Origin of the sequence: Hyphomonas sp. (genome assembly GCF_013823385.1) — a bacterium.
In the GTDB taxonomy this organism is placed as follows: Bacteria; Pseudomonadota; Alphaproteobacteria; order Caulobacterales; family Hyphomonadaceae; genus Hyphomonas.
Genome location: NZ_PNMA01000001.1, coordinates 86809 through 112523 on the forward strand (window position 1 = coordinate 86809; position 25715 = coordinate 112523).

General features: G+C 64.1%; 28 protein-coding genes. 18 read left to right on the plus strand and 10 right to left on the minus strand.

The features are described from left to right. Window positions 1–232 precede the first annotated feature (232 nt). Window positions 233–1531, plus strand: a complete 1299-nt coding sequence (hisD, locus tag C0456_RS00430) for a histidinol dehydrogenase (protein WP_291047299.1) — start codon at window positions 233–235, stop codon at window positions 1529–1531. Between the two features lie 4 nt (window positions 1532–1535). Continuing rightward, complete coding sequence (locus C0456_RS00435; protein ID WP_035599396.1) at window positions 1536–2024, plus strand: UPF0262 family protein; 489 nt, start codon at window positions 1536–1538, stop codon at window positions 2022–2024. Here the strand turns inward: C0456_RS00435 and C0456_RS00440 are convergent, their stop codons facing one another. Both C0456_RS00440 and C0456_RS00445 read right to left on the minus strand, forming a co-directional pair. Next, window positions 2025–2501, minus strand: a complete 477-nt coding sequence (locus tag C0456_RS00440; RefSeq protein ID WP_291047301.1) for a hypothetical protein — start codon at window positions 2499–2501, stop codon at window positions 2025–2027. A gap of 150 nt (window positions 2502–2651) precedes the next feature. After that, window positions 2652–3644, minus strand: a complete 993-nt coding sequence (locus C0456_RS00445; protein WP_291047303.1) for an NAD(P)H-binding protein — start codon at window positions 3642–3644, stop codon at window positions 2652–2654. Window positions 3645–3745: 101 nt separating this feature from the next. On the opposite strand from C0456_RS00445, the gene C0456_RS00450 reads away from it, so the two are divergent. Further along, entirely contained in the window at window positions 3746–4648 is a 903-nt protein-coding gene (locus C0456_RS00450; protein WP_291047305.1) for a LysR family transcriptional regulator, read from the plus strand. Between the two features lie 3 nt (window positions 4649–4651). Here C0456_RS00450 and C0456_RS00455 read toward each other — a convergent pair whose 3' ends face one another. Then, a complete protein-coding gene (locus C0456_RS00455; RefSeq protein WP_291047307.1) occupies window positions 4652–5542 on the minus strand; it encodes a LytTR family DNA-binding domain-containing protein in 891 nt (296 codons plus the stop codon). 111 nt (window positions 5543–5653) lie between these two features. Here C0456_RS00455 and C0456_RS00460 point away from each other — a divergent pair, with 111 nt between their 5' ends. The 4 genes from C0456_RS00460 to C0456_RS00475 all read left to right on the plus strand — a co-directional run bounded on the left by C0456_RS00460 (window position 5654) and on the right by C0456_RS00475 (window position 8568). Next, window positions 5654–6826, plus strand: a complete 1173-nt coding sequence (locus C0456_RS00460; protein WP_291047309.1) for an acyltransferase — start codon at window positions 5654–5656, stop codon at window positions 6824–6826. 112 nt (window positions 6827–6938) lie between these two features. Beyond that, on the plus strand, window positions 6939–7157 hold the full coding sequence (gene infA / locus C0456_RS00465; RefSeq protein ID WP_011646371.1) for a translation initiation factor IF-1: 219 nt from the start codon (window positions 6939–6941) through the stop codon (window positions 7155–7157). A gap of 6 nt (window positions 7158–7163) precedes the next feature. After that, on the plus strand, window positions 7164–7739 hold the full coding sequence (locus C0456_RS00470) for a nucleoside triphosphate pyrophosphatase (RefSeq protein ID WP_291047311.1): 576 nt from the start codon (window positions 7164–7166) through the stop codon (window positions 7737–7739). A 151-nt stretch (window positions 7740–7890) separates the two neighbouring features. Then, a complete protein-coding gene (locus tag C0456_RS00475; protein WP_291047313.1) occupies window positions 7891–8568 on the plus strand; it encodes a hypothetical protein in 678 nt (225 codons plus the stop codon). Between the two features lie 73 nt (window positions 8569–8641). Here the strand turns inward: C0456_RS00475 and C0456_RS00480 are convergent, their stop codons facing one another. Genes C0456_RS00480 through C0456_RS00490 form a run of 3 tightly spaced genes read right to left on the minus strand, consistent with a single transcriptional unit; the run spans window position 8642 to window position 9951 of the window. Next, window positions 8642–8989, minus strand: a complete 348-nt coding sequence (locus C0456_RS00480) for a hypothetical protein (RefSeq protein ID WP_291047315.1) — start codon at window positions 8987–8989, stop codon at window positions 8642–8644. 13 nt (window positions 8990–9002) lie between these two features. After that, window positions 9003–9539: an RNA polymerase sigma factor gene (locus C0456_RS00485; RefSeq protein ID WP_291047317.1), complete on the minus strand. Its 537-nt coding sequence runs from the start codon at window positions 9537–9539 to the stop codon at window positions 9003–9005. Window positions 9540–9570: 31 nt separating this feature from the next. Further along, the gene (locus C0456_RS00490; protein ID WP_291047319.1) at window positions 9571–9951 is read right to left on the minus strand and encodes a DUF6249 domain-containing protein; all 381 of its coding nucleotides are present in this window, start codon (window positions 9949–9951) and stop codon (window positions 9571–9573) included. 318 nt (window positions 9952–10269) lie between these two features. Here C0456_RS00490 and C0456_RS00495 point away from each other — a divergent pair, with 318 nt between their 5' ends. The 7 genes from C0456_RS00495 to C0456_RS00525 all read left to right on the plus strand — a co-directional run bounded on the left by C0456_RS00495 (window position 10270) and on the right by C0456_RS00525 (window position 16603). Continuing rightward, entirely contained in the window at window positions 10270–10983 is a 714-nt protein-coding gene (locus C0456_RS00495) for a protein tyrosine phosphatase (protein ID WP_291047320.1), read from the plus strand. Between the two features lie 64 nt (window positions 10984–11047). Next, entirely contained in the window at window positions 11048–11365 is a 318-nt protein-coding gene (locus C0456_RS00500; protein ID WP_291047321.1) for a hypothetical protein, read from the plus strand. Window positions 11366–11487: 122 nt separating this feature from the next. Then, a complete protein-coding gene (locus C0456_RS00505; protein WP_291047325.1) occupies window positions 11488–11763 on the plus strand; it encodes a hypothetical protein in 276 nt (91 codons plus the stop codon). A gap of 107 nt (window positions 11764–11870) precedes the next feature. Continuing rightward, window positions 11871–12257, plus strand: a complete 387-nt coding sequence (locus tag C0456_RS00510; RefSeq protein WP_291047327.1) for an MAPEG family protein — start codon at window positions 11871–11873, stop codon at window positions 12255–12257. 117 nt (window positions 12258–12374) lie between these two features. After that, window positions 12375–13721 carry a TldD/PmbA family protein gene (locus C0456_RS00515; protein WP_291047329.1) on the plus strand — a complete coding sequence of 449 codons (1347 nt, stop codon included), beginning with the start codon at window positions 12375–12377 and terminating at the stop codon, window positions 13719–13721. Beyond that, on the plus strand, window positions 13708–14826 hold the full coding sequence (locus tag C0456_RS00520) for an inositol monophosphatase family protein (protein WP_291047331.1): 1119 nt from the start codon (window positions 13708–13710) through the stop codon (window positions 14824–14826). Before C0456_RS00515 ends, C0456_RS00520 begins: the two co-directional genes overlap by 14 nt. Next, window positions 14807–16603, plus strand: a complete 1797-nt coding sequence (locus tag C0456_RS00525) for an ABC transporter ATP-binding protein (RefSeq protein ID WP_291047332.1) — start codon at window positions 14807–14809, stop codon at window positions 16601–16603. The genes C0456_RS00520 and C0456_RS00525 overlap by 20 nt, the downstream gene beginning before the upstream one ends. On the opposite strand, the gene C0456_RS00530 is transcribed toward C0456_RS00525, so the two are convergent. Genes C0456_RS00530 through ubiA form a run of 3 tightly spaced genes read right to left on the minus strand, consistent with a single transcriptional unit; the run spans window position 16600 to window position 19256 of the window. Next, window positions 16600–17388: an enoyl-CoA hydratase/isomerase family protein gene (locus tag C0456_RS00530; protein WP_291047334.1), complete on the minus strand. Its 789-nt coding sequence runs from the start codon at window positions 17386–17388 to the stop codon at window positions 16600–16602. The genes C0456_RS00525 and C0456_RS00530 overlap by 4 nt on opposite strands. A 6-nt stretch (window positions 17389–17394) precedes the next feature. Next, a complete protein-coding gene (locus tag C0456_RS00535) occupies window positions 17395–18060 on the minus strand; it encodes a DsbA family oxidoreductase (RefSeq protein WP_291047336.1) in 666 nt (221 codons plus the stop codon). Window positions 18061–18116: 56 nt separating this feature from the next. Next, window positions 18117–19256, minus strand: coding sequence for a 4-hydroxybenzoate octaprenyltransferase (ubiA, locus tag C0456_RS00540; RefSeq protein ID WP_291047338.1), 1140 nt, complete (start codon window positions 19254–19256; stop codon window positions 18117–18119). 117 nt (window positions 19257–19373) lie between these two features. Between ubiA and C0456_RS00545 the strand changes: the two genes are divergently transcribed. The 4 genes from C0456_RS00545 (at window position 19374) to C0456_RS00560 (ending at window position 24349) form a co-directional block, all read left to right on the plus strand. Then, window positions 19374–20153, plus strand: a complete 780-nt coding sequence (locus tag C0456_RS00545) for a 16S rRNA (uracil(1498)-N(3))-methyltransferase (protein ID WP_291047340.1) — start codon at window positions 19374–19376, stop codon at window positions 20151–20153. Between the two features lie 97 nt (window positions 20154–20250). After that, entirely contained in the window at window positions 20251–21627 is a 1377-nt protein-coding gene (locus C0456_RS00550; RefSeq protein ID WP_291047341.1) for a glutamate--cysteine ligase, read from the plus strand. Window positions 21628–21666: 39 nt separating this feature from the next. After that, a complete protein-coding gene (locus C0456_RS00555) occupies window positions 21667–22341 on the plus strand; it encodes an SOS response-associated peptidase (RefSeq protein WP_291047343.1) in 675 nt (224 codons plus the stop codon). A gap of 133 nt (window positions 22342–22474) precedes the next feature. Then, window positions 22475–24349 (plus strand): peptide MFS transporter, encoded by a 1875-nt coding sequence (locus tag C0456_RS00560; RefSeq protein WP_291047345.1) that lies wholly within the window; start codon window positions 22475–22477, stop codon window positions 24347–24349. A gap of 59 nt (window positions 24350–24408) precedes the next feature. Here C0456_RS00560 and C0456_RS00565 read toward each other — a convergent pair whose 3' ends face one another. After that, window positions 24409–25692: a mechanosensitive ion channel family protein gene (locus C0456_RS00565; RefSeq protein WP_291047346.1), complete on the minus strand. Its 1284-nt coding sequence runs from the start codon at window positions 25690–25692 to the stop codon at window positions 24409–24411. Between the last annotated feature and the right edge of the window lie 23 nt (window positions 25693–25715).

Genomic DNA, 25715 nt, shown 5'->3' on the forward strand with positions numbered 1-25715 from the left:
TTATAATCTTGCCCGCTCCTAAACGCGAATGATTGTGCAAATCAATCGCAATTGTGTCGCGGTGTCACACTTTGCCGCCGCACTGATGCAAGGACGCATCGCTCCCGCATACGGGCTCAGCCTCGGCGCGCACGGGCCTCCCTGCTGCATGCAGGCACCTTTCGCCGTCTTGCCAGCGGGAACCGCACGGTCCATGTAGCGGGGCTGTAAAAAACGCCGTGGAACCCCCGATATGGCCCGCCGACTGAACGCATCTGACCCCGGTTTCGAGGAGGCCCTGCGCCGTTTCCTCGACGAAGACCGTGGGCAGGGCGAAGACGTCGCCAGCGTCGTTGCCGCCATCATCAAGGATGTGCGCCAGCGGGGCGGGGCGGCTGTGGCTGACTACACCGCCAGGTTCGACCGGCTGCAGCTTGATCCCTCGACGCTCCAGTCAGACAACGTCAATCTCGACCTGATCGCCGCCGGATGCCCGGCAGACCTGCGCGAAGCCATCGATTTCGCGCATGACCGCATCGCCGCCTACCACACCGCCCAGCGTCCTGCAGACCATCGCTTCACCGACAGCGCCGGCGTCGAGCTCGGCTGGCGCTGGACTGCGCTGGAATCGGTCGGCGTCTACGTTCCCGGCGGCCGGGCGAGCTATCCCTCATCCGTGCTGATGAACATCGTGCCCGCGCGCATTGCGGGCGTGGAGCGCATCGTCATGGTCGCCCCTGCGCCGGATGGCGAACTTGCCCCGGCCGTCGCCTATGCCGCCCGCAAGGCCGGCGCGACCGAATTCTACCCCATCGGCGGGGCCCAGGCGGTTGCCGCGCTCGCCTATGGCGCCGGGCCCATCGCGCCTGTGGACAAGATCGTCGGCCCCGGCAATGCCTTCGTCGCCGAGGCCAAGCGCCAGGTGTTCGGCAAGGTCGGCATCGACACCATCGCCGGCCCCTCCGAAATCCTCGTGATCGCAGACGCCACCGCCAATCCGGACTGGGTCGCTGCGGATCTGCTCAGCCAGGCCGAGCATGATCCCTCCAGCCAGTCGATCCTCATCACGCTGGACGCCGCCCTCGGCGCGGCTGTTGAGAAGGCTGTGGAAAACCAGTTGAATTCCCTCTCCACGGGCGAGCGGGCCCGCGAGTCCTGGCTCGCCCATGGCGCCATCATCAACGCGCCGGACGCGGCCACTGCCGCCTTTGCGGCCAACATCATCGCCGCCGAACATGTCGAGCTCTGCATCGAAGACCCTGACGCCATGCTGCCGATGATCCGCCATGCGGGCGCGGTCTTCCTCGGCCACCACACGCCCGAGGCGCTGGGCGATTATGTGACCGGCTCCAACCATGTCCTGCCGACCAGCCGCGCCGCGCGCTTTTCTTCCGGCCTCGGCCTCTATGACTTTGTGAAGCGGATGAGCATCCAGCGCGCCGGCCCCAAGGGGCTAGCCGCGCTCGCCCCCGCCGCCCTGCGTCTGGCCGAGGCAGAGCGTCTGCCAGCGCATGGCCGGTCGGTCTCCATACGAACAAATCAGGGCGGCTGATCTCATGGGCGCCAACCGGCTCGTCGCCGTCCATATTGACGAAGACACCCTCGGCGCTTCGGGGCCGGACGCCGAGCATGAGCGCCGCGTCGCCATCTTCGACCTGATCGAGGAAAACACCTTCGGCGTGATCGGCGAGGATCGCGGCCCCTACGTCCTTGCCCTCAGCCAGCATGAGCGCCGCCTCGTCTTCGCCATCAAGACCGAGCCCGGCGAAGAGGTCCACACCTTCATCCTCTCCCTCTCGCCGTTTCGCGGCGTGATCCGGGACTATTTCACCATCTGCGACAGCTATTACGAAGCCATCCGCACCTCCACGCCCCACCAGATCGAAGCCATCGACATGGCCCGCCGCGGCATCCACAATGAAGGCTCCGAGCTTCTGAAGGAGCGCCTGGAAGGCAAGATCGACATCGACTTCCAGACCGCCCGCCGCCTCTTCACCCTCATCTGCGCCCTTCACGCCGGCCAGGGCCGCGCGCCTGGGGCCTGATCAAGGTTTCCAGGTAAAGAGCCTGAAGTCATTGGCTTCTTTTTTCAGGCTATTTACGTCACCAACAAAGGAGGGGTCCGCACTGAACAAGCACCTCTCCTGTTGAGGGCGGCAGTCAACTGTGCGCTGAAGCATTTCAGCATGTGTGGTCTTCAAGATTTGCACCGAGACTTCCCATTGCCTTCTGAGTGTCGAAAATATCGTAATCATCAGTGCGCAATATAAGGCGCAAATAAAGATCATTACACAGAACATAGACACATCACGATCCATCTTCAAAGTGAATGCCACTTTATTTGCCATTGGCAAAACAAATGAACCGAAGAATGAAATCGCGGTCAAAATGAAAAGCCATCGCCTGAGTGTGGTGTTTGACTTTTCCTTGACCAATAGACCTATGGCGTTCAGCCGCTTTCTGGCGGAACAGCTTGCCGCATTACAATAAGCGTAAAAAGCCGCCGTCCCACTTTTCGTCATCTCCGATCCCCACCCGTAGCGCACCCTTCTTCTTAAAATCCGTCACTGGGTAAATTCCGTCAAGCATAAGTGGATTCTTCTTCCTGGATGATAACTTCCTCCGGTGGGGAGTCTGTCCATCCGGTCCCCATTTAAGCTCATCTGCGCCCTTCACGCCGGCCAGGGCCGCGCGCCGGGGGCGTGATCTGCCGCTTCCGGAAAACACCCCATCGCGGCCAGCGTCCAGGTCAGTGCATCTTTGATGTCCGTATGCGGCTCATGTCCGAGAAAGGAAACCAGCCGCGTATTGTCCAGTTCCGCCGTCTCGTCCCACAGATACCGCATCTCCGCGAGTTCCCGGAAGATGCGCACAAAAGGCGACAGCAGGATGAGGGCAGGCCAGGGCATGCTGACGATCTTCCCATTCCCGCCATTGGCTGCGCGCACAGCTTCGGCAAAGGCTGCCCCGCGCGAGAAATAGTGCCCCCGGAAATGAAACCGGGCGAAAGGGGCGAGCTCTGCTTCCCGGTCCAGCAGCGCGGCGGCGGTCTCGCCATAGTCGGGCAGGTAGGCCCAGGCATGGCCCGCCTCACGGCGTCCCGGATAGGTGATCTTCGTCACCGGCCTGCCCGGCGTCACCATACCTTGCGAAAACCAGGAATTGCCGGCCGATGGCCCGAAGAAATCTCCCGCCCTCAGGATCAGGGACCGCGCGCCTTCCTGGGCGGCTGCCTCCAGACGCCGTTCCATCTGCACACGGATACGCCCCTTGCGGGTGTGGGGCTGCTGGGGCGCGTCCTCCGTCAGAAAGGGAAGGGCGCTGAGCCCGTAATTATAGATCGTGCCCGGAAGAAAGATGCGCGCGCCGGAAATCACCGCGGCAGCAATCGTGCTCTCCAGCATGGGTAGCACCAGTTTTGCCCAATCCTTGTAGCCTGGCGGGTTTACGCCATGCACGATCACACTGGCGCCCTGCGCAGCAGCGGCCACATCCCCGGCATTCATGGCGTCGCCAGCTATCCATTCTGCCTGCGGCAGGCGGGCCGGGTCGGGTTGCCGCGCCAGCGCCCGCACTTGCCAACCCCGGCGGATCAGCGCCCGCGCGATCTCGTATCCCGCCCCGCCCGTGACGCCCAGTACCAGCGCCTGCTTTGTGTCGATCATGGTCCCATCTCCTTCGCTCTTGGGTGAGGGAAGGATGGCGCGCGGCAGCGATAAACAAAATTGCGATAATCTGTGGATCAGATATAGAAAAACATATGAACATGCAGGCTGCCTCCTGGGATCATATCCGCTCTTTCCTGGCCGTGCTGGACCAGGGCAGCCTGTCGCGTGCCGCGCGCAGCCTCTCGCTCACCCAGCCTACGCTCTCCCGTCATATTGACCTGCTTGAGGAAGCGCTGGGCGGCCTGTTATTCACCCGCTCGCCGCGCGGTCTCCTCCCCACGGACAAGGCGCGGATGATTGAGCCCTATGCGCGAACGATTGGCGCTTCCGCCGCCGCCATGGTCCGGGCGGCGTCCGGGCCCACCGGGGATATGAGCGGCGCGGTGCGTATCTCCGCCAGCGAGGTGGTCGGCATAGAGTTGCTGCCGGGCATGCTGATGCCCCTGCGCGAAGCCCATCCCGGTCTCAGCTTTGAAATTCTGCCCACCAACCAGTCGAGCGATCTGCTGCGGCGGGATGCAGACATTGCCATCCGGATGGTCCGGCCCCAGCAGGGCGCGCTGCTGGCAAGAAAGCTCGGCGATGTCCAACTCGGCTTCTACGCGCGTCAGGACTACCTTGCCCGCCATGGCACCCCCAAGAGCCTCCGCGATCTGGCGGGGCAGGCCCTCATCGGCTTCGATCATGAAACGATCAGCGTGCAGGCCCTGCGCGGTATGGGGCTGACGCTGGATCGCACAGACTTCGCCTGGCGGACAGACAGTGATCTGGCGCAGACGAAGCTGGTGCTGGCAGGCGCGGGCATTGGCGTCTGTCAGGTGGGGCTCGCGCGGCGCGCCGGCAGTTTGGTGCGGCTCCTGCCCGATGAGTTCTCGTTTGCCCTGGAAACCTGGGTCACGATGCATGAGGAACTCAAAGGCGTAGCCCGCATGAAGGCCGCCTTCGACCATCTCGCCGAGGCAATGGGCGCGTATATCCAGGATCAGGAAAGCCCGGCCTGAAACTCAGCCCAGCCCGCTTCGGAATCTCCGGCTGCCGGTCAGCACGGCGCCGTTGGAGAGGGTCAGCTCGAAGTCTCCCGAACTGGTCGTGCGGGTTTCGCGGATGTGCTGCCGGTTGACGATGCGGGACCGGTGGATGCGCACGAAGTCCGGTTTTGTGTCCGGGCCTGTCCAGATCTGTCCGGAAGTGTCCGGATTTGTCCATGGGCTGTCACCGGCTGACAGGCGGCGTTCCCACTCTGCCAGCGTCGCGCGCAGCATGTGGCTCGCCCCCGCCGTGTGCAGCGTCACATAGTTTCCCGCCGCTTCCAGCCACAGGATCTCCCCCGGCAGCAGGAACAGCGTCCGCCCGCCCGCCTTCACCTCGATCCGCTCCGGGCCGCGGAAGGGCTCGGGCGAGGGGGCGGCCTCGCGCGCTGCCCACCAGGCATAGCCGCTATAGACGGCCGCAAAAATTCCATAAGTTATAAGGTCTTTGCGCCACTCATAGAGCAGCGTCAGCCACAGCCCGCTGCCGAAAAACTCATACGGCCAGCCCAGCAGGGCATACGCGCCCTCCCGCACCGGCACCATCATGCCGACATGCGCCAGCGAGAAAGGCACGCTCAGCCCCGCATGGATCAGCAGCGCCAGCGGCAGGCCCGGCCCGATCAGCGGCCAGCGCCGCACCGCCCACCCCACCAGCGGCGCCAGCAGCACCAGAATCCCGGCGCTGGAAACCTCCCAGATGAACGGCTCCACCGTGCGAACCGGCAGGCCAGAGCGCTGCATCTCGATCAGGTCGGAGGTGGCGTTCACCAGCACCACGGGTAGCGTCAGCAGGGCGATCGCCGCCCACGGCCCCAGCCGGAATCCGGCTTTGCCACTCGTCCCGGATTGCCCGCCAGTTGTCACAGATGCCTCTCCGCTCGTCCCACCGGGGCGCCTTTCACGGCATTTGCGTAGCGCTAGGGCAGGGCTGGCGCAAGAAGGCGCTCAGTTCACATCCCTCACGGAGCCTCCGGCATGATCCAGCGCCGATACGACCTCGACTGGCTGCGCATCGCGGCTTTCGCCATCCTGATCCTCTACCATTGCGGCATGTTCTATGTGAGCTGGGACTGGCATGTGAAATCCAGCCATGCCGGGCCCCTGATCGAGCCGCTGATGCAGCTGGCCAATCCCTGGCGGCTGACACTCCTCTTCCTCATCTCCGGCGCCGCCACCCGCTTCATGGCTGACAAGATGGCCGCCGGCAGCTTCCTGAGGGCGCGGATGGGCCGCCTCTGGCCACCGCTGATCCTGGCCGTGCTCGTCATCGTGCCCCCGCAAACTTACTATGAAGTGCTTGAACATGTTCAGGAAAACGGCCTGCCGAAGGATGTCTGGCTCAGCGATTTCTATCGCCGCTACATCACCGCCTCAGGCAACTGGTGCGACGCAGAAGGCTGCCTCTTCACGCCCACCTATAATCACATGTGGTTTGTGGCCTATCTCATCCTCTACACGCTGGCGCTGATCCCCCTCCTGCCGCTGCTGCGCCGCATTCCGGCAGGCGCCGTACGCTGGCTGATCACCGGGCCGGGTATCTTCCTCGCGCCCTGGGCCTTCCTCTTCGCCACCCGCGTCTTCCTCTTTCCGCTGTTCGGCGAAAGCCATGATTTCCGGGAGGACTGGTATCTCCACACCGTCTATTTCGGCGTCTTCCTGCTCGGCTTCGGCATTGCCAAGCATCAGCCCTTCTTTGACGCCGCCGCGGGTCTGCGCTGGCCGATGCTGGCCCTCGCCCTGGCGGCCTGGGCGGCCCTGCAGATCTATTACCGCCACTACGCCGCCAGTGACGCCCCGCCGCCCGAAGCGGTACGCGTCCTCGCCCGCGGCATGAGGGAGGCGCAGGCCTGGGCTGCCATTCTCAGCGTCACCGGCTTCTTCCACCACTACTTCCGCACGCTCGACACGCCCCTGCGCCGCACCCTCTCCCAGGCGATCTTCCCGTTTTACCTTATCCACCAGACGGTCACCGTTGTGACCGGCCATTATCTCGATCAGCTCGGCCTGCCGGTCTTTGTTGAGGCCCCCCTGCTGATCGGCGCCACCGCCCTTGGCTGCTGGCTGTTTTACGACCTTGGCCGGCGCATTCCGCCGCTGCGCATCTGGATCGGCCTGCCCAGCGGAAAAGGTACGTCCGGAGCGGCCTGAGACCCCCATGCCCTCTGGCGCTTGCTGGAATCTGCTGAAAGCTGTATGGCGCGCGGCTAGTGATGCGTGGAAAAAGCGGCGCCATCGCCGCAGCCTCAGATCTGGATAGAGAATGTCAAAAGAAGAACTGATTGAATTTGAAGGCACGGTCGTCGAACTGCTGCCCAACGCCACGTTCCGGGTGAAGCTCGAGAACGACCACGAAATCATCGCCCACACCGCCGGCAAGATGCGCAAGAACCGCATCCGCGTGCTCACCGGGGACAAGGTGATGGTGGAAATGACCCCCTACGACCTGACCAAGGGCCGTATCACCTACCGCTTCAAGTAAACCGCCATGCCGGGCCGTGCGCCGCTCATTCTCGCCAGCGCGAGCCCCCGGCGTCTCCAGCTCCTGGCCCAGATCGGCATTGTGCCGGATCGGGTCGCGCCAACCGACATCGACGAGACGCGCCGCAAGGACGAATCGCCCCGCGAGCTGGCCCTGCGGCTGGCGCGGGAGAAAGCGGCTGCGTGTGAGGCAGACGGGGCGTATGTCCTCGCCGCCGATACGGTCGTCGCCCTCGGCCAGCGCAACCTTGAGAAAGCCGCCGACGAGGCAGAGGCCGCCGCCTTCCTGCGCCTCCTCTCCGGCCGTGCGCATCAGTGCATCACTGGTGTCGCGGTGCGCGCGCCCGATGGCCAGGTCGCTTCGCGCGCCGTGCTGGCCCGGGTAAAGATGAAACGCCTCACCGAAGCAGAGATCGCCGCTTACGTGGCCGGCGGCGACTGGAAGGGCAAGGCGGGCGGTTATGGCATCCAGGGCCCCGCCGGCGCCTTCGTCACAGCCATCAATGGCAGCTACACCGCCATCGTCGGCCTGCCGCTTTATGAAACAAAATCCCTGCTCCAAGGCCTCGGCTACCGCGCCTGATCCTGCAGCCGCCGCGCCGCAGGCCGCCCTTTGCCCTGTTTTCGCCACAAGCCTGACAGCGGATTAATCCGCTTCTCCGGGAACCATTTCCGCCAAACGGGCTTTCTTTTTCATCTGATGAGCAATCCCGCTCTTGTCGATGGAGCCCGTGATGAAAACACTTCTCGCCAGCTGCGCCGCCGTTGCCCTGATGGCTTCGCCGGCTTTCGCCCAGTCCACCATTGATCCGCAGGTTCCGGATTCCATTCCGGCTGACCCCACGATGCCGGAAGCCTCCGACCCGATGTCCGAGTTCCAGCCGCAGACGGAAGCTCTGCCGCAGGAATTGCCCGCTGAGCCGGACATGGCTGAGCAGGAGCCGCCCATGATGCCGGACGCTGAGCCGACGATGCAGGCGGATGTTCCGCAGGAAGACGAAACCTATGCCGAGTTTGACAGCGAGCCGGTGGTTACCGCTCAGATGGGCGACGCTGATGTTTCGCTCGAGGCTTCGGTGAACGAGGCTGAGCTGCCGGAAGAATATTCGACCGACGATCTCAACGCCGTGATGCTCGCCAAGGTCAATGAAGTGGGCACGGAAATCGAGGCGCTCGACGCTGAAGCCGATGTCTGGGTGACCGCCGATGGCTCGGCTGTCGATCCCACCTACGCCCAGGAAGGCCAGGGCGACATGGATTTCACCGCTGAAGAAGACAGCTTTGTCACTCCGGAAGCCGATGTGTCGATGGAAACGGAAACCTACGAGTCCGAAACCTTCATGACCCCGGAAAACGATGTGACGATGGACGACGAAACTTCCATGGAAGATCCGGCCTCTACCGACTACTGATCGTCCCTGATGTTGGATTGAAGAAGGCCGGCTCGTCAGAGCCGGCCTTTTTTGTTCGCGGCCTCTTGAAGGCTCAGGTCCGCTCGGTCATCGACACCGCCGCCATCGACAGCGCCGCGCCCAGGATGATCGCCAGCCACATCGGGTTGCTGGCGGCGGCCTGGCTGATCTCCGTCCGCGCAAGGGCCAGGGCAGAGGTCACCGTATGGTCCACCCCCACAAAGGCAGAGAGCAACTCGGGCAGTTGCAGCAGGGCAATCACGGCGCCCGCAAATCCGAAGGCGCCAACGGTCAGCCGGCGGATCATTGCCTGGCGGCGGATGCCCTTCATGACGCCGGCAGTAAACGGCGCGGCTTCCAGCGCTGCGTCCTCGGCGGCAAACAGGCGGGTCAGATCGCCATAGTTTTCTTCGTCACGCATCGTCATCACTCCATTATGCCACATCGGCACTGGCAAGGCACGTCCGCAATTGGGCAACGCCTCGCAATACATGGGACTTAACTGTGCCAAGCGGCCAACCGGTGGCTTCGGCCGCTTCGCGGTGAGACAGCCCAGCGGCCACGCACAGAACCACGCACACCCTCTGGGCTTCGGTCAGACTGTCGAGGGCCCTGGCAAGATCCATCCGGTTTTCCGCTTCATTGGCCGACCGGTCGAACGGCCGGTCAAACGGAATGATCTCGGCGGTCTCGTCAAACTCGATCTCGATCTTCTGGCGGCGGCGCCATTGCAGGAACTCCCGCCAGCAGATGGTGCAGATCCAGGCGCTGAACGTGCCGCCGGCATAGCTGCCGATTTTCTGCCAGGCCGCCAGGAAGGTCATCTGGGCAATGTCGTCGCCCTGCGCCTCCGATCCTGTCAGGCGGCGGGCCATGCCGCGCACCCTTGCCTGATGGCGGCGGACAAGTTCGGCGAAAGCCGCTTCGCTGCCCTTGGCCGCCGCATGGGCGAGATCGGGGTCTGATCGCATATCCCGTCCTCCGGACGCCACCAGCCTGAGATTACTCAGCTGGTGTCTTGTCACGGCCAAATGCCCAGAGACCAATGTAAGCGATACCGATGAAGATGGGGAAGCAGGCAACACCCAGCATCGGGGTAAGGGCATCGGCTTCTTCAGAGCCAATCAGGCCGGCGAGCACCGCAAAAGCGGCTCCAAAGGCCAGGAACAGAACGCCCCGGCGAAGGTCAGCGCGCACCGGGTCGGTGAGGAGGGACATCTTCTCCATCATTTCCGGCGAGAGGACTTGGCCCTTGTCGATGGCCAGGCGCAGCGTCTCGTGAACGGTGTTGCGCTTGCGGGCGTTGAAATAGCTCACGATCCACACGATCAACGCGGGCGAGAGAAAGATGACTGAGGGGACGACAATGCTTTCCAGATCCATGGGAGGCTCCTGAGGGGCTTGGGTGCTATGGCGCCAGCGTGCTTGCCAGCGTTTCTGCCCGTAAGATGCCGTGCCTGCAGGGTTTGGATGCGGGCCGGTGAAAAAAAACTTCAGGCAGGGAAGAATGCCCCCCTCTCTTGCCCCACTGAGCGGCGCCCTTTAGATCGCGCGACAGGCGGACGGCTCATCCTGAGTGAAGTCGAAGGACGAGCCGGGGCTGGCGGCAGTGCGGCTTGGCCCCTCCTTCGACTTCGCTCAGGATGAGCGGCGGTTTTTTTTGGCAGGCGAACTGCCGGATGCCCTAAGCGCGGAACAGAGATGGTCAAGATTACCCCCAAAAGCCTGCGCAAGCCGCATGTCGCGCCAGACCTCGCCACCCGCGAGGGCCGTGCCCGTGCGGGGCGGGAGCTGTATCTGGGCGATCACGGCTTCCTGAGGCTCTGGTTCTCAAACCTTCACCAGATCTCGCCGGAGATGTGGCGGGCCAACCAGCCTTCGCCCAAACAGGTGCTCGCCCATGCGAAGGAGCGGGGCATCAAGACGATCCTCAACCTGCGCGGCCCCACCACCAAGGGCTTCTACCTCCTCGAAAGGGAAGCCTGCGAGGCGGCGGGGATCGACCTCATCGACTTCCAGATGTTCTCGCGCGAGCCGCCCACGGTGGAGAAGGTCTTCGCCGCGCGCGACCTCTTCGAGCGTATCCGCTATCCGGCCCTGATGCATTGCAAGTCCGGGGCAGACCGGGCCGGCATCATGGCGGTGCTGTACAAACTGCTGCGCGAGAAGGTGGCGTTCGAGGAGGCGATGGAACAGCTTTCCGGGCGCTATCTGCACATCCGCCACGGCAAGACCGGCGTGCTGGACGCCTTCTTCGAGGCGTATGCCGCCTTCAATGCCGGCCGGCCGCGCGAAGACTGGAAACCCTTCCTCGACTGGGTGGCAGAGGACTATGACCGGGCCGCGGTCAAGGCAGAATTCCTTCAGAAACTGGGCAAGGGCCCCAAGCTCGACGAGATCCTCCGCCGGGAATAGCGCTTTCCAGCGCCCCGGATTCATGCCAGCACATCGCATCAAGGGATCGAGGGAGACTTCCGACATGAAAGCGGGAATCGTTGCCGCCATTGCAGCGCTGGCGCTTACCGGCTGCGGCCTTGCCGGGCCAAGCGATCACAAGGTTCTGGTGGATGCCTGTGTGGCCGACGGGGAGTCCGAGGAGACCTGCGGCTGCATTACCACCGCGATGGAAAAGAATCTGTCGCCAGAACTGTTTAAGAAGACGGCTCAGGCCGTTGGCCGGGACAAGAAGGACATGATGACCTTCGTGGGCGAGCTGACCGTTCAGGAACAGCTGTCCTTCTCGGCGGTACTCGGCGACATGTTTGCCTGTTCCCTGACCGGGGAGCCGGCTCAATAAGGGCATTGCTGCGTGTCCGGCTTGCGTCCCTTGGCGGAGCAGCGGAGTGTGGCAGGCGCTGGTTAAGGTGACGCGACGGCGCGTTCAGCCTAGAATGGGACTGATACAGGAAGGGGATGTCCATGAAGTTCATCATTATCAACAGCTTCCGAACGATGGTGTATGTCGCATACATCTCCATCATCGTCGGCGGTATTGCCCTGGGCATTTACCAGAAGGGCGAATTTACCAACGAATTGCTGGGCCTGACGGGCGGTCTCGCCCAGCTGGCAGACTTTGCCGTCTTCGCCTTCGGCGGCTGGGTTGCCGCCAGCCTCATCTGCGGCCTGATCGTCACGCTGCTGGACATTCGCGACGACATCAACGACCGCCTGCCGGACGCCCGCCGCGATATGTAACGGCAGGGCTGGTCACACCCGGCCAGACTCGGATCATATGCCGTCAGGTGTCGCCACCTGGCGGCATTTTCGTAGAAGATACACCACAACCGGGAGGAATACGGGTCATGACCCCCATTGCTGCGGCTGCCGTCTATGCCGGCGTCAACATTCTCATTCTCTTGTTCCTGTCCTTCCGAGTGGTGGGCCGCCGCCGGGCGGCCCAGGTCTCCCTCGGCACGGGCGGGGACGCGGATCTGGAAGTCCGCGTGCGGGCCCATGGCAATGCGTCCGAATACATCCCGGCCACCATGCTGGGCCTGTTCATCGCCGCCAGCCTCGGCGCGCCGCTCTGGGCTGTTCATGCCATTGGCGGGGTGTTTACCGCCGGGCGGGTGCTTCACGGCATTGGCCTGTCGGGCAACATCATGGCGCCGCGGGCGCTCGGCATGGTGCTCACCTGGCTCGGCATGCTGGCGTCTGGCGTGGCCGCTATCTGGCTCGCCCTGTCCTGATTTTGTCCGGAAGTGTCCGGAACTGTCCGGATTTGTCCAGGAAGTGTCCGGCGCTGACCGCGTCCTGGCAGCATCGGGCCTGTTGCGCGCAGGCCCGGTGCGGTCCATTTACCGGAGATGGCTGATTCCGAAATTTCCCCCGAAAAAACCCTCTCCGACCTGCTCGACCAGTGCCGCAAGGCCGGGGCTGACGCGGCCGATGCCCGCCTCGGAATCGCCGATGGCGTCAGCGTTTCCGTCCGCGATGGCAAGCTCGAAAGCATCGAACGGGAAGAGAGCGCCAGCATCGCCCTGCGCTGCTTCTTCGGCAAGCGCCAGGCCAGCGTTTCCAGCGCCGATCTCAGCCGTGACGGCCTCAAAGCCCTCGCCGAACGCTGCGTCGCCATGGCCAGAGCTGTCCCCGAAGATAAATTCTGCGGCCTTGCCACCCCCGAAGAATTGATCCGCAGCGCCCCGGATCTTGACCTTTCGGGCGAGCCTGAAATCTCCGCCGAAACCCTTGAACGTGAAGCAATTACTGCAGAAGCCGCCGCCCTCGCCGTTCCCGGTGTGAAGACGGTGGCCGGTTGCGGCGCGTCCTGGAACCGGTCCTCCCGCTGGGTGGCGGCCACCAACGGCTTCCGCGCCTGGAAGACCGGCACCTCCACCAGCCTCGGCCTTTCCGCCGTCGCCGAAAAGAACGGCCAGATGGAGCGGGACTATGACAGCTGGTCCGTCCGCTTCGCCAAGGATCGCCCCTCCGCCGAGGAAGTCGGCCGCACCGCCGGCGAGCGCACCATCGCCCGCCTCGGCGCCCGCAAGATCGAAACCCAGAAAGCTGCCGTCATCTTCGATCGGCGCGTCTCCGACAGCCTGATCGGCGCCCTGCTGGGCGCCATTTCCGGCCCCTCCATCGCCCGCGGAGTGAGTTTCCTGAAAAACCGCCTCGGTGATCAGGTATTTGCCAAGGGCATCTACATCACCGACGATCCCTTCCGTCCCCTCGGCATGGGCAGCCGGGTGCATGACGGCGAGGGGCTTCCCGTGGCCGAAACCCATCTCATCGAGGATGGCAAGCTGACCACCTGGCTGCTGAACCTGCCGTCCGCGCGCCAGCTGGGCCTGAAATCCAACGGTTTTGCCTCGCTCGGCTTCGGTGATCCGCCCGGCGTGGCCACCTCCAACGTGTACCTGCGCCCCGGCAAGGACAGCCCCGGCGCCCTGGCCAAGCAGATCGGCAAGGGCCTCTTGGTGACCGATATGTTCGGCCCTTCGATCAACCCGAATACCGGTGACTATTCGGTCGGCGTGGCCGGTTTCTGGATCGAGGGCGGCGAGATCGCCTGGCCGGTCTCCGAGGTGACGGTGGCAGGCGACCTGCCGTCGATGTTTGCCCGGATGATCCCGGCGAATGACCTTGAGCTGCGCTCGACGCGTGACGCCCCGTCGATCCTCATTGAGGACATGAACCTTGCAGGCAGCTGAGCGGACCCTCACGCAGGATCTCGAACTGATGCTGGCGCTGGCCAAGGAGGCGGGCGACCTGGCGCTTTCCTACACGCTGAAAGGCGGCGCCGAGGCCTGGAACAAGACCGGCGGCAAGGGGCCGGTGACCGAGGCAGACCTCGCCGTGAACCGGCTCTGCCTGAAGCAATTGCAGACGGCCCGGCCCGAATATGGCTGGCTTTCGGAAGAAACCCTGGACGATCCGGCGGCGCGCGCAAAGTCCCGCGTCTGGGTGGTCGACCCCATTGACGGCACACGCGCCTATATCAGCGGCGACCCGCACTGGTGCATAGCGCTGGCCATTGTGGAGGAGGGCGAAGCGGTGGCGAGCGTTCTCTACGCGCCGGCGCTGGGCCAGATGTATTCGGCCCGCAAGGGCGCCGGGGCGTTTCGCAACGGCCGCGCCCTGCATACCTCGCAGCGCAGGCAGGAAGAGGGCCTGCGCCTGATCGCCAATGACGGCGTGGTGACCCATCCCTCATGGCCTGAGCCCTGGCCCACTGTGGAACTGGCCCGGCCCAAGCCGAACGCCACCCTGCTGCGCATGGCCTTTGTGGCCGCCGGGGACTGGGACGCAACCCTCGTCCTGGGGGAGAAGGCAGACTGGGACGTGGCCGCCGGCGCCGTGCTCGTCACTGAGGCAGGCGGGCGGGCAACCACCCATCTGGGTGAACCTCTGGTGTTCAATCAGGCCGTACCGGCGCAGCGCAGTGTCGTGGCCTCTGGAAACGCGCTGCATCCTTTGTTAGTGCGCCGCGCAGAAGTGGTGAAAATTCCAGACCCTCAGGCGCGAGCGCCTCAACCCATGCCTGTCTCAACGGAGCCAAAACGGATGAATAGCGCGAAAACCGGCAAGCAACTGCTGCATATCGTCTTCGGCGGTGAGCTGAAGGATGTCACTGGCGTTGAGTTTGAAGACCTCTCGCAGCTCGATTTCATTGGCGCCTTTCCGAACTATCAGGAAGCCTACGACGCCTGGAAGGCAGCGGCGCAGCGGACGGTAGACCAGGCCGAGATGCGCTATTTCATCCTGCACGCTCACAAGCTGCTGGATCCCGCAACCGGTGACCATCATAACGTCTGATACGCCTCCTGCGCCAAAGACTGGTCCGCAACGTTCGCTAACGCGGCTGTTCACGGCGCATTTCTGGCCGCAGCGCGGCTGGTTCATTGCAGGCACGCTGCTCGCCGTGATCTCGGCGGTCTGCAGCATCGGCTATGTGGCCGTGCTGGATTATGTCGGCAACGGCCTGCAGGCGGGCATCGAGCGGCAGGCCGCCGGGCAGGCCGCGCCGCTGGCATGGATATGGATGGGCATCTTCGCCATCATCCTGCTGACGATCGCGCGGGCCCTGTCGATGTATGGCATGACGCTGCTCAACAATACCGGCGTGCAACGCGGGCTGGTGGGTGTACAGAGCATCCAGTATGACGCGCTGACCGACGGAGACTTTGCCCGCGTGTCGGGCGATGCCTCGGGCGGTTTCGTTTCGCGCTTCATCAATGATGTGGTGGCCATCCGCGAAGCGGCCCTGCGCTTTGCCAACAACTTCGCCAAAAGCCTGACAACGGTGATCGGCGTGCTCGTCTGGCTGTTCTGGAAGGACTGGCAGCTCGCCCTGATCATTGCTGTGGTTTACCCGCTGGCGCTGGGGCCGGTTGTATCGCTCGGAAACTCCGTGCGCAAACGGTCCAAGCGGGCGCAGGAGCAGACCGGGGAGATTACCTCGCTGCTTACCGAAGGCCTGCAGTCTGCCCGCGTCGTGAAGGCCTACGGGCTTGAAGACTGGCAGAAGGCGCGCGCCAATACAGGGTTTGTGGAGCGCTCCCGCCTCTTCCTGAAAGTGCTGTCAAAGCGGGCGGGCGTCGACCCCGTGCTGGAAGTGTTTGGCGGCTTCGCGCTTGCTGCGCTCCTAGGATTTGTTGCCTGGCGGATTTCCCAGGGGCAAAGTACGCTGGGCGACCTGCTGGGCTTCATCGGCGCGATTGCGATCGCCGCGCCTGAAGTGCGCGCGCTCGGCAGCATCAGCGCGGTGGCCCAGGAAGGCGCCGCTGCCGCAGACCGCGTGTTCGAGATTGTCGATGAAGCGCCGAAGGTAGCCGATCGCGCAGGCGCAAAAACGCTGGACGGCGTGCGCGGGGAAATAGCGTTCCGGGACGTGCGCTTTGCCTATCCGGATGGAACCGTCGCCCTGAAGGGTTTGAGCTTTGCTGCGCAGCCGGGAGAAACGGTGGCGATTGTCGGCGCGTCCGGCGCGGGCAAGTCCACGGTCTTCAACCTGCTCATGCGGCTCTATGATGTTTCGTCCGGATGCGTTGCAATCGACGGCGTGGATGTGCGTGAGGTGACGGGCGCCAGCCTACGGGCGCAGATGGGACTTGTAGCGCAGGACTCCGCCCTGTTCGACGATAGCATCGCCAACAATATCGCCCTCGGCCGCATCGGTGCCACGCGGGCAGAGATTGAGGCCGCCGCCAGAGCTGCCAACGCGCATGATTTCATCAGTACGCTGCCGGGCGGATATGATGCCCCCGCCGGCGAGATGGGGCGCAACCTCTCCGGCGGCCAGCGTCAGCGTGTGGCGCTCGCCCGCGCCATCCTGCGCGGCGCGCCCATCCTGTTGCTGGACGAAGCCACCTCGGCGCTGGACGCGGAAAGCGAAGCGAAAGTGCAGGCTGCGCTGGCGGAATTCGGCAGGGGACGCACAGTACTGATCATTGCCCACCGCCTTTCCACCGTGCGCGCGGCGGACCGGATCGTGGTGATGGAAGATGGCCGCGCCGTGGAAGAAGGCACGCATGACGCGCTGATGGCAGCAGGCGGCGCCTATCGCCGGCTCGTGGAGCTGCAGCTCAGCTAGTCGCCGGTGAAATCGGGATCGCGTTTCTCGAAGAAGGCCTTGACCCCTTCGCGGAAATCATCCGTCTGCTGCATGAGGGCAAAGGCTTCCAGATCGCGATGTGCGGTGGCCTGTGCCAGGGCGAGGGCGGCGATGTTCACGTCCTGCTTCACCATCTTGAGGGCTGTTGGCGGCAGTTTCGCCGCAGAGGCAGCAATCTCCAGTGCCTTGGCAAGCGCCTCGCCGGGCGCGGCAAGATGATCATAGAGGCCCCAGGCGAGCGCTGTCTCAGCGCCGACTTTCTCGCACAGCCCGGCGATCCGCTTCGTCCGTGCCGGGCCAACCAGCGCGACGAAGCGCGGGATGGAGCCCCAGCTCATATTCATGCCGCGCTCTACCTCGGGCACATAGAAGGTGGCTTCCGAAGAGGCGACACGCAGATCACAGAACGCGCTGAGCGCCGCGCCGCCGCCCACGCACCAGCCTTCGATGGCGCAGATGGTAAGCGCGTCCACCTGTTCCCAGGCAGCGCACATATCCGGGCCGCTCCGCAGGCGGATGCGCCGCTCCGAATAGCCGAGCTTGCGGACATCCACACCTTCGGGATCTTTCAGATCGGCGCCCAGGGTGAAGTTGTCGGCGCGGCCGGTGAGGATGACAGCAGAAATGGCCGAGTCGCCGTGGAAACGCCGCGCCGCTTCCGTCAGCTCACGCATCAGTTTCTGGCTGAGGGCATTGGCTTTCGATCCGGTGTCGAACGACACGGTGGCGACGCGGCCTTCAGTCTCTATGCGTACAAGGTCCATGGTTCTTCAGCCTGCCGGCCGTTCCTGCGGCAACTGGCTGGCGGCATGCCGGATGAACTTTTCCAGTTTTTCGGCGCTCTCAGCGCCCTGAACGGCCACGCGCCGGTTGGCGATATAGGTCGGGACGCCCGAGATGCCCATTTCGCGGAAAATATTGGCTTCCTGACGAGTCGCCTCGACATCGGCGCCAGTTTTGAGGAGGTCTGCGACAATATCCGGGTCCAGATCAATCGAGCGGGCGACGTCTACGAGCACATCATGGCTGCCAATGTCCCGGGCCTCGTTGAAATAGGCGCGGAATAGGGCTTCCTTGGCGGAGGCGCCCTTGCCCTGGCCCTGTGCCCAGCGGACGAGGCGGTGCGCGTCGAAGCTGTTGGGGCGGTGCGTAATGGCATCGAACCGGTAGGGGATGTCCTCGGCATTGCCATAGTCGATGAGCGCCTGGCGCATCATCGCCATGCGTTCCTTCCCCTCAGGCGAGGAAACGCGGCTGCCCATATATTCCTTGTAGTTTACGCCCTCTGCCGGAATGGTCGGGTCAAGTTCATAGGGGCGGAACAGCAGCTGGACTTTGACATCCGGCGTGCGCGCGATGGCCGCCTCGATGCGGCGCAAGCCCAGCCAGCACCAGGGGCAGACAAGGTCTGATACCATTTCGATGGCGACAGTCATGGGCGGGCTCCTTCTGGCGGCGGGCTGGAAGGACTATAGCGCAGGATCTGGCCGCGTCACTGCTGGGGTGCGGGCGGGGTGGTGTCACCGCGTTTCTCCGCCTCTGCGGCGAGGGCGCGTTCAAGGTCACTGGCCAGCCAGGTATAGGGATGGCGGGGTACAGAGGCCTGCCGGGGCTTGAGGCCGAACGGCATGTCGATTCCTGGAGGCACGGTCTCATGATCGGCATAGATCCGGCTGCCGGAGCCCTGAGGGACCATGGCGGCGATCAGGAAGCCGATGGCGACGATGCTGCCTGCCTGCACATTGGCCTTGAACATGGCGAGAGCCTTCTCTTCGCCCTTGGTCTTCAGCGTCATGGCCTGCCAGGCGCCATGGGCGAGGAAGGCGAGCGCCGTGACCGCGCCAAGGCGGCCGGCGCCCTGCGCATAGGCGGCCAGCGCGATCAGGGCTGCGGCGCCCAGATGAAAGCCGAAGGAGATCAGAACGGCCTGCCGGCCAAAGAGGCGCGCGGTGGAGCGCACGCCGATCAGGGCGTCGTCCTCCCGGTCCTGCAGGGCGTAGATGGTGTCATACGCGATCGTCCACAGGACGAGGCCGAAATAGAGGAGGTAGGTGGGCCCGGTAATGACGCTGGCGGTGGCCGCGCCGACGAGGACGCCCCAGTTGAATGTGAGGCCCAGCCAGGCCTGCGGCCACCAGGTGACGCGCTTGGTATAGGGGTAGATCGCCACCAGCGGCAGGGCCAGCAGGGCGGTGATCTTCGCGTCCCAGGGCAAAGCGAGCCAGACCAGAAAGCCGATGCCGAGCTGCGCCAGCAGGAAGAGGTAAGCCTGCTTCATCGAAACCGCGCCGGACGGGATGGGCCGGGCGGCCGTGCGGGCGACCTTGGCGTCGAAATCCTTGTCGGTGATGTCGTTCCAGGTACAGCCCGCGCCGCGCATGACCACCGCGCCGATCAGGAAGAGGAGGATCCAGAGGAGATCGATCGAATAAAGTCCGGTCGTCAGGCGGGCGAAGCCGAGCCCCATCACGCAGGGCAGGAAGAGCAGCCAGACGCCCACCGGCCGGTCGAGCCGGGCGAGCATGGCGTAGGGCTGCCAGGCACGGGGTAGGCGCGCGAGCCAGCCGGGCAGGGCGGAATCGGCAGGGACGGCGAAATTCCCGGGGTTTTCAGGTGTTTGAGGCGTGGTCATCAGGAAGGGATATAATCGATCCGGAGAGCCCTCGCACGGGTTGTGATTTCAAAACCACAGGAAGTTGCGCAAAGGCCACACCTTAACAGGGGCCATCGAGCAGCCTATAGCGCGGGGATGGCTACGATTCCCCGCCTTTATGTGGATGCGCCGCTGGTGGAAGCTGGCGCAGTTGCACTGGATGACGAACAGTCGAACTACCTGCTGCGGGTTCTGCGGCTGGAGGACGGCGCGCGGGTGCGCCTCTTCAACGGGCGTGACGGGGAGTGGCAGTGCGCGGTCAAAAAGGTGTCCGCCAAGCGCGCGGAAGTGACACCTTTGGGACAAATCCGGACACAACCGGACACATCGGGACAAATCCGGACACTTCTGACCCTCCTGTTCGCGCCGGTGAAGAAGGACCAGACCGACCTCCTCCTTGAGAAGGCGACCGAGCTCGGCGCGGCCAAGATCCGCCCCGTGTTGACCGAGCGGACCCAGACGCGGACCGTGCGCGCTGACCGGTTCCGCAAGATCGCGCTGGAAGCGGCCGAGCAGACGGAGCGGCTGGACCTGCCGGAGATCCTCGACCTGGCGAGCCTCGACGCGGCGCTGGACGCGCTGGAGCCGGGCACGGCGGTGATCTTCTGCGATGAGGCGGGCGATGAGGCCGAGGCCCCCTGGGGCGGGCAGGCGGGCCGGGCGCGGCCGATGCTGGAGGTGCTGGCGGGGCTGAAAGGCCGGCCTGCGGCGATCCTGACGGGGCCGGAGGGCGGCTTCACCCCGGCCGAGCGGGCCTTCCTGCGCGGCCGGGCGGAGACGTATCCGGTGAGCCTCGGGCCACGCATCCTGCGGGCGGAAACGGCGGCGATTTCGGCGATGACGCTGTGGCAGGCGGTGTGCGGGGATTGGGAATAATGACGCCGCCGTTCAAGAATTTGCATTGCCCCGTTGGCGTTGCCCCATTTCGGCCTTATCTCCCCAGCCGGACAAACTGTTTCAGGAGAGCGCCGCGATGACCACGCCAACGAGCGACATCGACGAAGCCTCGCCGCGTATCTCCGGCAAGCACGAACTGGTCGAATATCTGGAAGGCGGCTCCAAGCCTCGCAGCGACTGGGCCATCGGCACCGAACACGAGAAGTTCGGCTTCATCTGGGACGGCCTGAAACCGCTGCCCTATGAGGGGCCGGCGTCCATTCTGGCGATGCTGGAAGGGCTGCGCGACCGGTTTGGCTGGGAGCCGATCCTGGAGGGCGGATACCTGATCGGCCTGAAGAAGGACGGCGCCAGCGTCAGCCTGGAGCCGGGCGGGCAGTTTGAGCTGTCCGGCGCGCCGCTGAAATCGATCCATGAGACATGTGTGGAGGTGGGCCGCCACCTGAAGGAAGTGCGCGACATTGCCGAGCCGCTGGGCATCGGCTTCATCGGCCTTGGCGCAAGCCCGATCTGGAGCCTGGCGGAGACGCCTGTGATGCCCAAGGGTCGCTACAAGATCATGACCGCCTATATGGACAAGGTGGGGCGCCTTGGCCGGCAGATGATGTTCCGCACCTCGACCGTGCAGGCCAATCTCGATTTCGGCTCGGAAGCCGACATGGCGCAGAAGTTCCGCGTGTCGCTGGCGCTGCAGCCGCTGGGCACGGCGCTGTTTGCCAACTCGCCCTTCCTGGAGGGGCGGCCGAACGGCTTCCTCTCCTATCGCTCGCATATCTGGACCGACCTTGATCCGGACCGGACGGGCATGCTGCCCTTCGTGTTCGAGGACGGCTTCGGCTTTGAGCGCTATGTGGATTATGCGCTGGATGTGCCGATGTATTTCGTGCGCCGGGGGGGCAAGTATCTGGATGCCTCGGGGCTCAGCTTCCGCGACTTTCTTGAGGGCAAGCTGCCGATCCTGCCGGGCGAAAAGCCGGCGATGGACGATTTTGCCGACCACCTTTCCACGATCTTCCCCGAAGTGCGCCTGAAGCGTTTTCTGGAGATGCGCGGTTCTGATTCCGGGCCGTGGGACCGGCTGTGCGCGTTCTCGGCTTTCTGGACGGGGCTGTTCTATTCGCAATCCTCGCTGGATGCGGCCTGGGATCTGGTCAAGGGCTGGAGCATGGCGGAGCGCGAGGCGATGCGCCAGTCGGTCCGCACGCTGGGCCTGAAGACGCCGATCCCCGGCGGGCGGACGATGCAGGACCTTGCCAAGGACGTTCTGGAGATCAGCCGGGCGGGCCTCAAAGGGCGCGTGCTGTCAGCCGCAGGCGATGATGAGACGGGCTTCCTGGGCGGGCTCGACGAGATTGCCGCGTCCGGTATCACCCCCGCCGAGCGCCTGCTGCAACGCTATTACGGGCCGTGGAACCGCGACGTGCGCAAGGTGTTTGCCGAAGAGGCGTATTGAGGCTGGCGCGCGCCGGGGGCGACCGCTAGCCTCTGGCGCATGTGTGGCCGATTTTTCCGTGAAGGGGTGAGCTGGGGCGAGTATTACGCCTGGCTGAGCATCATGCCGGTGGAAGGCGTGGAGCCTCCCGAGGCGAACTGGAACATCGCGCCGACGACGATCCAGCCGATTGTGCGCCTGACCCATGACAGGTCTGCCCGGGAGATGGCGCCGATGCGCTGGGGGCTGGTGCCGAGCTGGTGGAACAAGCCGTTGAAAGAGTGGCGCGCGATCAGCATCAATGCGCGGGCCGAAGAGGTGGCGGAGAAGCCGACATTCCGGGGTGCCTACCGGCACAAGCGCTGCCTCGTTCCGGTGTCGGGCTATTATGAATGGTCGGTGCAGGGGAAGACGAAGACGCCCTTTGCCTTCCGCCTGCGCAACCGGCGCAATTTCTGCCTGGCGGGGCTGTGGGATGCCGCGCTGATCGACGGCTCCGAGATCCAGAGCTTCACGATCCTGACGACCAGGCCGAACGACTTCACAGCCGGTATCCATGACCGGATGCCGGTGATCCTGCGGCCGGAGGATTATGACCGCTGGCTCGACCCGGCTTCGGGGGACCCTTCCGGCCTGTTCGAGCCCTTTCCCAACGAGGATATGGATGCCTGGCCCATCGGCCCGGCGGTGGGCAAGGTGAGCAATAATTACCCCGGATTGCTGGACGAGGTGTAAGCGGCGACCGCATCTCTTTGTCCTAACGGCAGAAACTGCCTTGAGCGGCGGGGCGGGGCATGGTCAAACCTTCGACACATTTCGGCCCGCGACCGCGCGCCGGCAAAAGTTCAGCGCGCTGGGGAGCCCTTACATGCTGATTATTGTCCTCGGGATCGTGATTACGCTCGCGACCTGCTTTCCTGTGTTCAACCAGATGCGCAAACACCCCAAAGGGTTGCACATCCTGTTCTTCGCAGAGATGTGGGAGCGCTTTTCCTATTACGGGATGCGGGCGCTGCTGATCTTCTATCTGACGCAGCACTTCCTGTTCGATGATCGCACGGCGCAGGCCCAGTATGGCTCCTACACGGCGCTGGTCTATCTGTTGCCGCTGCTGGGCGGGTTCCTGGCGGACAAGTATCTGGGCAACCGCAAGGCCATTGCCTTTGGCGCGCTGCTGCTGGTGGCGGGCCACCTGACGATGGGTCTGCACGGGCCGGAAGCCAGGCAGCATATCGATCTGGATGGCGCGCGCTATGAGCTGGTGGTCGAAGGCCGGGGCGGCGGGCGTCAGGTGTTCGTCGACACCGGCACGCAGCGCTGCCTGTTTGGCGCCGCGCCGGCAGACGGTGCGTGTACGGCCAATGTGACGCCGGAGGGCGGCCTTGCCTTCAGCGGTCTTGAGGCGGGCTCGCCCCTGCCGCAGGTGATCCCGGACATCACCTCGAAGCTCTCCGAACCGGAGCGCAGCAGCCTCTTCACCAACATCCTCTTCCTGGCGCTCTCGCTGATCGTGATGGGCGTGGGCTATCTCAAGGCGTCGATCTCCTCGATCGTCGGCCAGCTATATGAAGAGAATGATGTGCGCCGCGATGCGGGGTTCACACTCTACTATTACGGTATCAACCTCGGTGGTTTCTGGGCCGCGATCCTGTGCGGCTATCTTGGCCAGACGGTTGGCTGGTGGGCGGGCTTTGGCCTGGCGGCCATCGGCATGGCACTTGGCTGGCTGGTGTTTGCGCGCCGCCGCCTCCTGTTCTGGACGCCGGGCGAGCCGCAGCTGCCGGACGCTGCCGGCGCGCCGCCGGAACCTGAGAAGCTGAAGAAGAAGGTGCTGGGTCCGATCAATCTGGAATGGGCGCTCTATCTGATCGCCATTCCGGGCGTGGCAGTCATCTGGTACCTGATCCAGAGCCCGCAATATACCTTCTGGACACTGATGGTCGGGCTTCTGCTGTTCGGTGGCTACATAACCTATTACATGGTGCGCAACTGCACCTGGAAGGAAAGCCAGCAGCTGATCCTGGCCCTGTTCCTGATCTTCATGTCGGTGGTCTTCTGGTCGCTGTTCGAACAGGCCGGGTCTTCGCTGAACCAGTTTGCCGAGCGCAACACGCAGCTGCCCCATGATGGCTTCATGACCGTGACCGCGGCGCAGACGCAGAGCTTCAACTCCGGCTTCATCCTGCTGTTTGCGCCGGCCTTTGCTGCCCTCTGGGCGTGGCTGGGCGCGCGGCAGCTGGACCCCAACACGCCGCTCAAATTTGCGCTCGCGCTGGTGCAGGTCGGGCTTGGCTTCTGGGTGCTGGTCTGGGGCGTGAACTTCGCCGATGACAGCTACCGCGTGCCGCTGATCTTCCTGACGCTGGCCTATCTGCTGCACACCACGGGCGAGCTTTGCCTCTCGCCGGTGGGGCTGTCGATGGTGACCAAGCTGTCGCCCGGCGCGATCGTCAGCTTCATGATGGCGGGCTGGTTCCTGTCTTCGGCCTTCTCGCAATATGTGGCGGGCGTGATTGCCCAGTTCACGGCGAGCGATACGGTAGCCGGGCAGGTGCTCGATCCGGCGCGGGCGCTGGCAACGTACAAGGACGTGTTCTGGAGCCTCGGCGTTGTGGCGATCATCCTGGGCGTGCTGCTTGGCGCGGTCAGCTTCTTCCTGAAGTATCTGGGCCATGGCAAGGCAGGACGCCTCGGCGCACGCGAAATGATCGACGCCGAAGCGGCCCGGAAGATGACGGAATAATCCGCAGGCTTACCAACAAAAGAAACGGGGCGCTCCGGTGGGGCGCCCCGTTTTGCGTTTCAGCTGTTGTCGCCCAATTCGCTGTCGGATGAGGCTTCGGCGCTGGTGGAACCCTGCCCGCCGGATTGGCGGCTGGCCGGTGGGGGCAGGCGCGGGGCGGGCCCCCGGCCTTCGGGCGGCGCCATGATTTCCGGCGGGTCGGGCTGGTTGAGATAGACCGTCTGGCTCGGGAAGGCGAAGGCGGCGCCATTGCGCTCGATGATGTCCATCACGGCATAGGCGAAATCTTCCTTCACCTTCAGCCACTCGCCCCAATTGGTGGTTTTGGTGAAGGTGTAGATCAGGAAGTCGATGGAGCTGGCGTTAAACTTGTCGACGCGCACGAAGAGGGCGACTTCCGGCGGCTTGGCGATGCGGTCGTCATTCATCAGCCAGTCTTCGATTTCCTGGCGGATGGCTCTGAGCTGGTCCACCGTGGTGGAGTATTCCACGCCCACGGCCCAGGTGATGCGGCGGTGTGTCATGCGCGTGAAGTTGGTGACGGCGGCGTCGGCGAGCTTTGAGTTGGGCACATAGACCGGGCTCTGATCAAACCGGCGGACCAGCGTGGAGCGGAAATTGATCTGTACGACCGTGCCTTCGACCACACCGTCCACCAGAATCCATTCGCCGGGCACGAAGCGCTTCTCGCCGATGATAAGCAGGCCGGAAATCAGATTGCGGAAGAGATCCTGCGCGCCCAGGCCAACGGCAATGCCGAACACGCCGAGACCGGCCAGCAGAGGGGCGACCGCAATGCCCCATTGCTGGGCCACCGCGCCAAGGCCAAGCGCCACGAGGATGAATTGCAGCGCCTTGATCATCCAGTCCACAGCCGGGCCGGAGAGGGATCGTTTTACATCCCCCAGCACATATTCTAGCACCCGTGAGGCACGCGAGAGAGACCAGAAGATCGTCAGTGTAACGATGGATTGGATAATGCGGCTGGCATAGAGTTCGACGGTGGGATCGACATCCAGAACCTGGATCGAGGCATAGATGCCGGCCACCACCGGGATGATTTTCAACGGCGTGGCGACGGCCACAACCAGCGCGTCATCAATCTTGTTGGCCGAGCCGGCAGCCCAATTGGTGATCCAGACGACCAAAGTGCGGGCAAAAAGGCCGCGCACGATGATCACAAAGCCCATGATGAGGAACACGGTGATGATCTGGCCGAAGGTCAGCCCATAGGCGCCTTCATTCCAGATGCTGCCGATATAGGTGGTCGCGTCGGCAGCCCAGCCAGGAGCATTGCGGCTCCACCAGCTGCCCAGTTCGTCCATCACGGGTGGAGCTGCCATTGTCCGTCCTCTTGCCTGGTTCG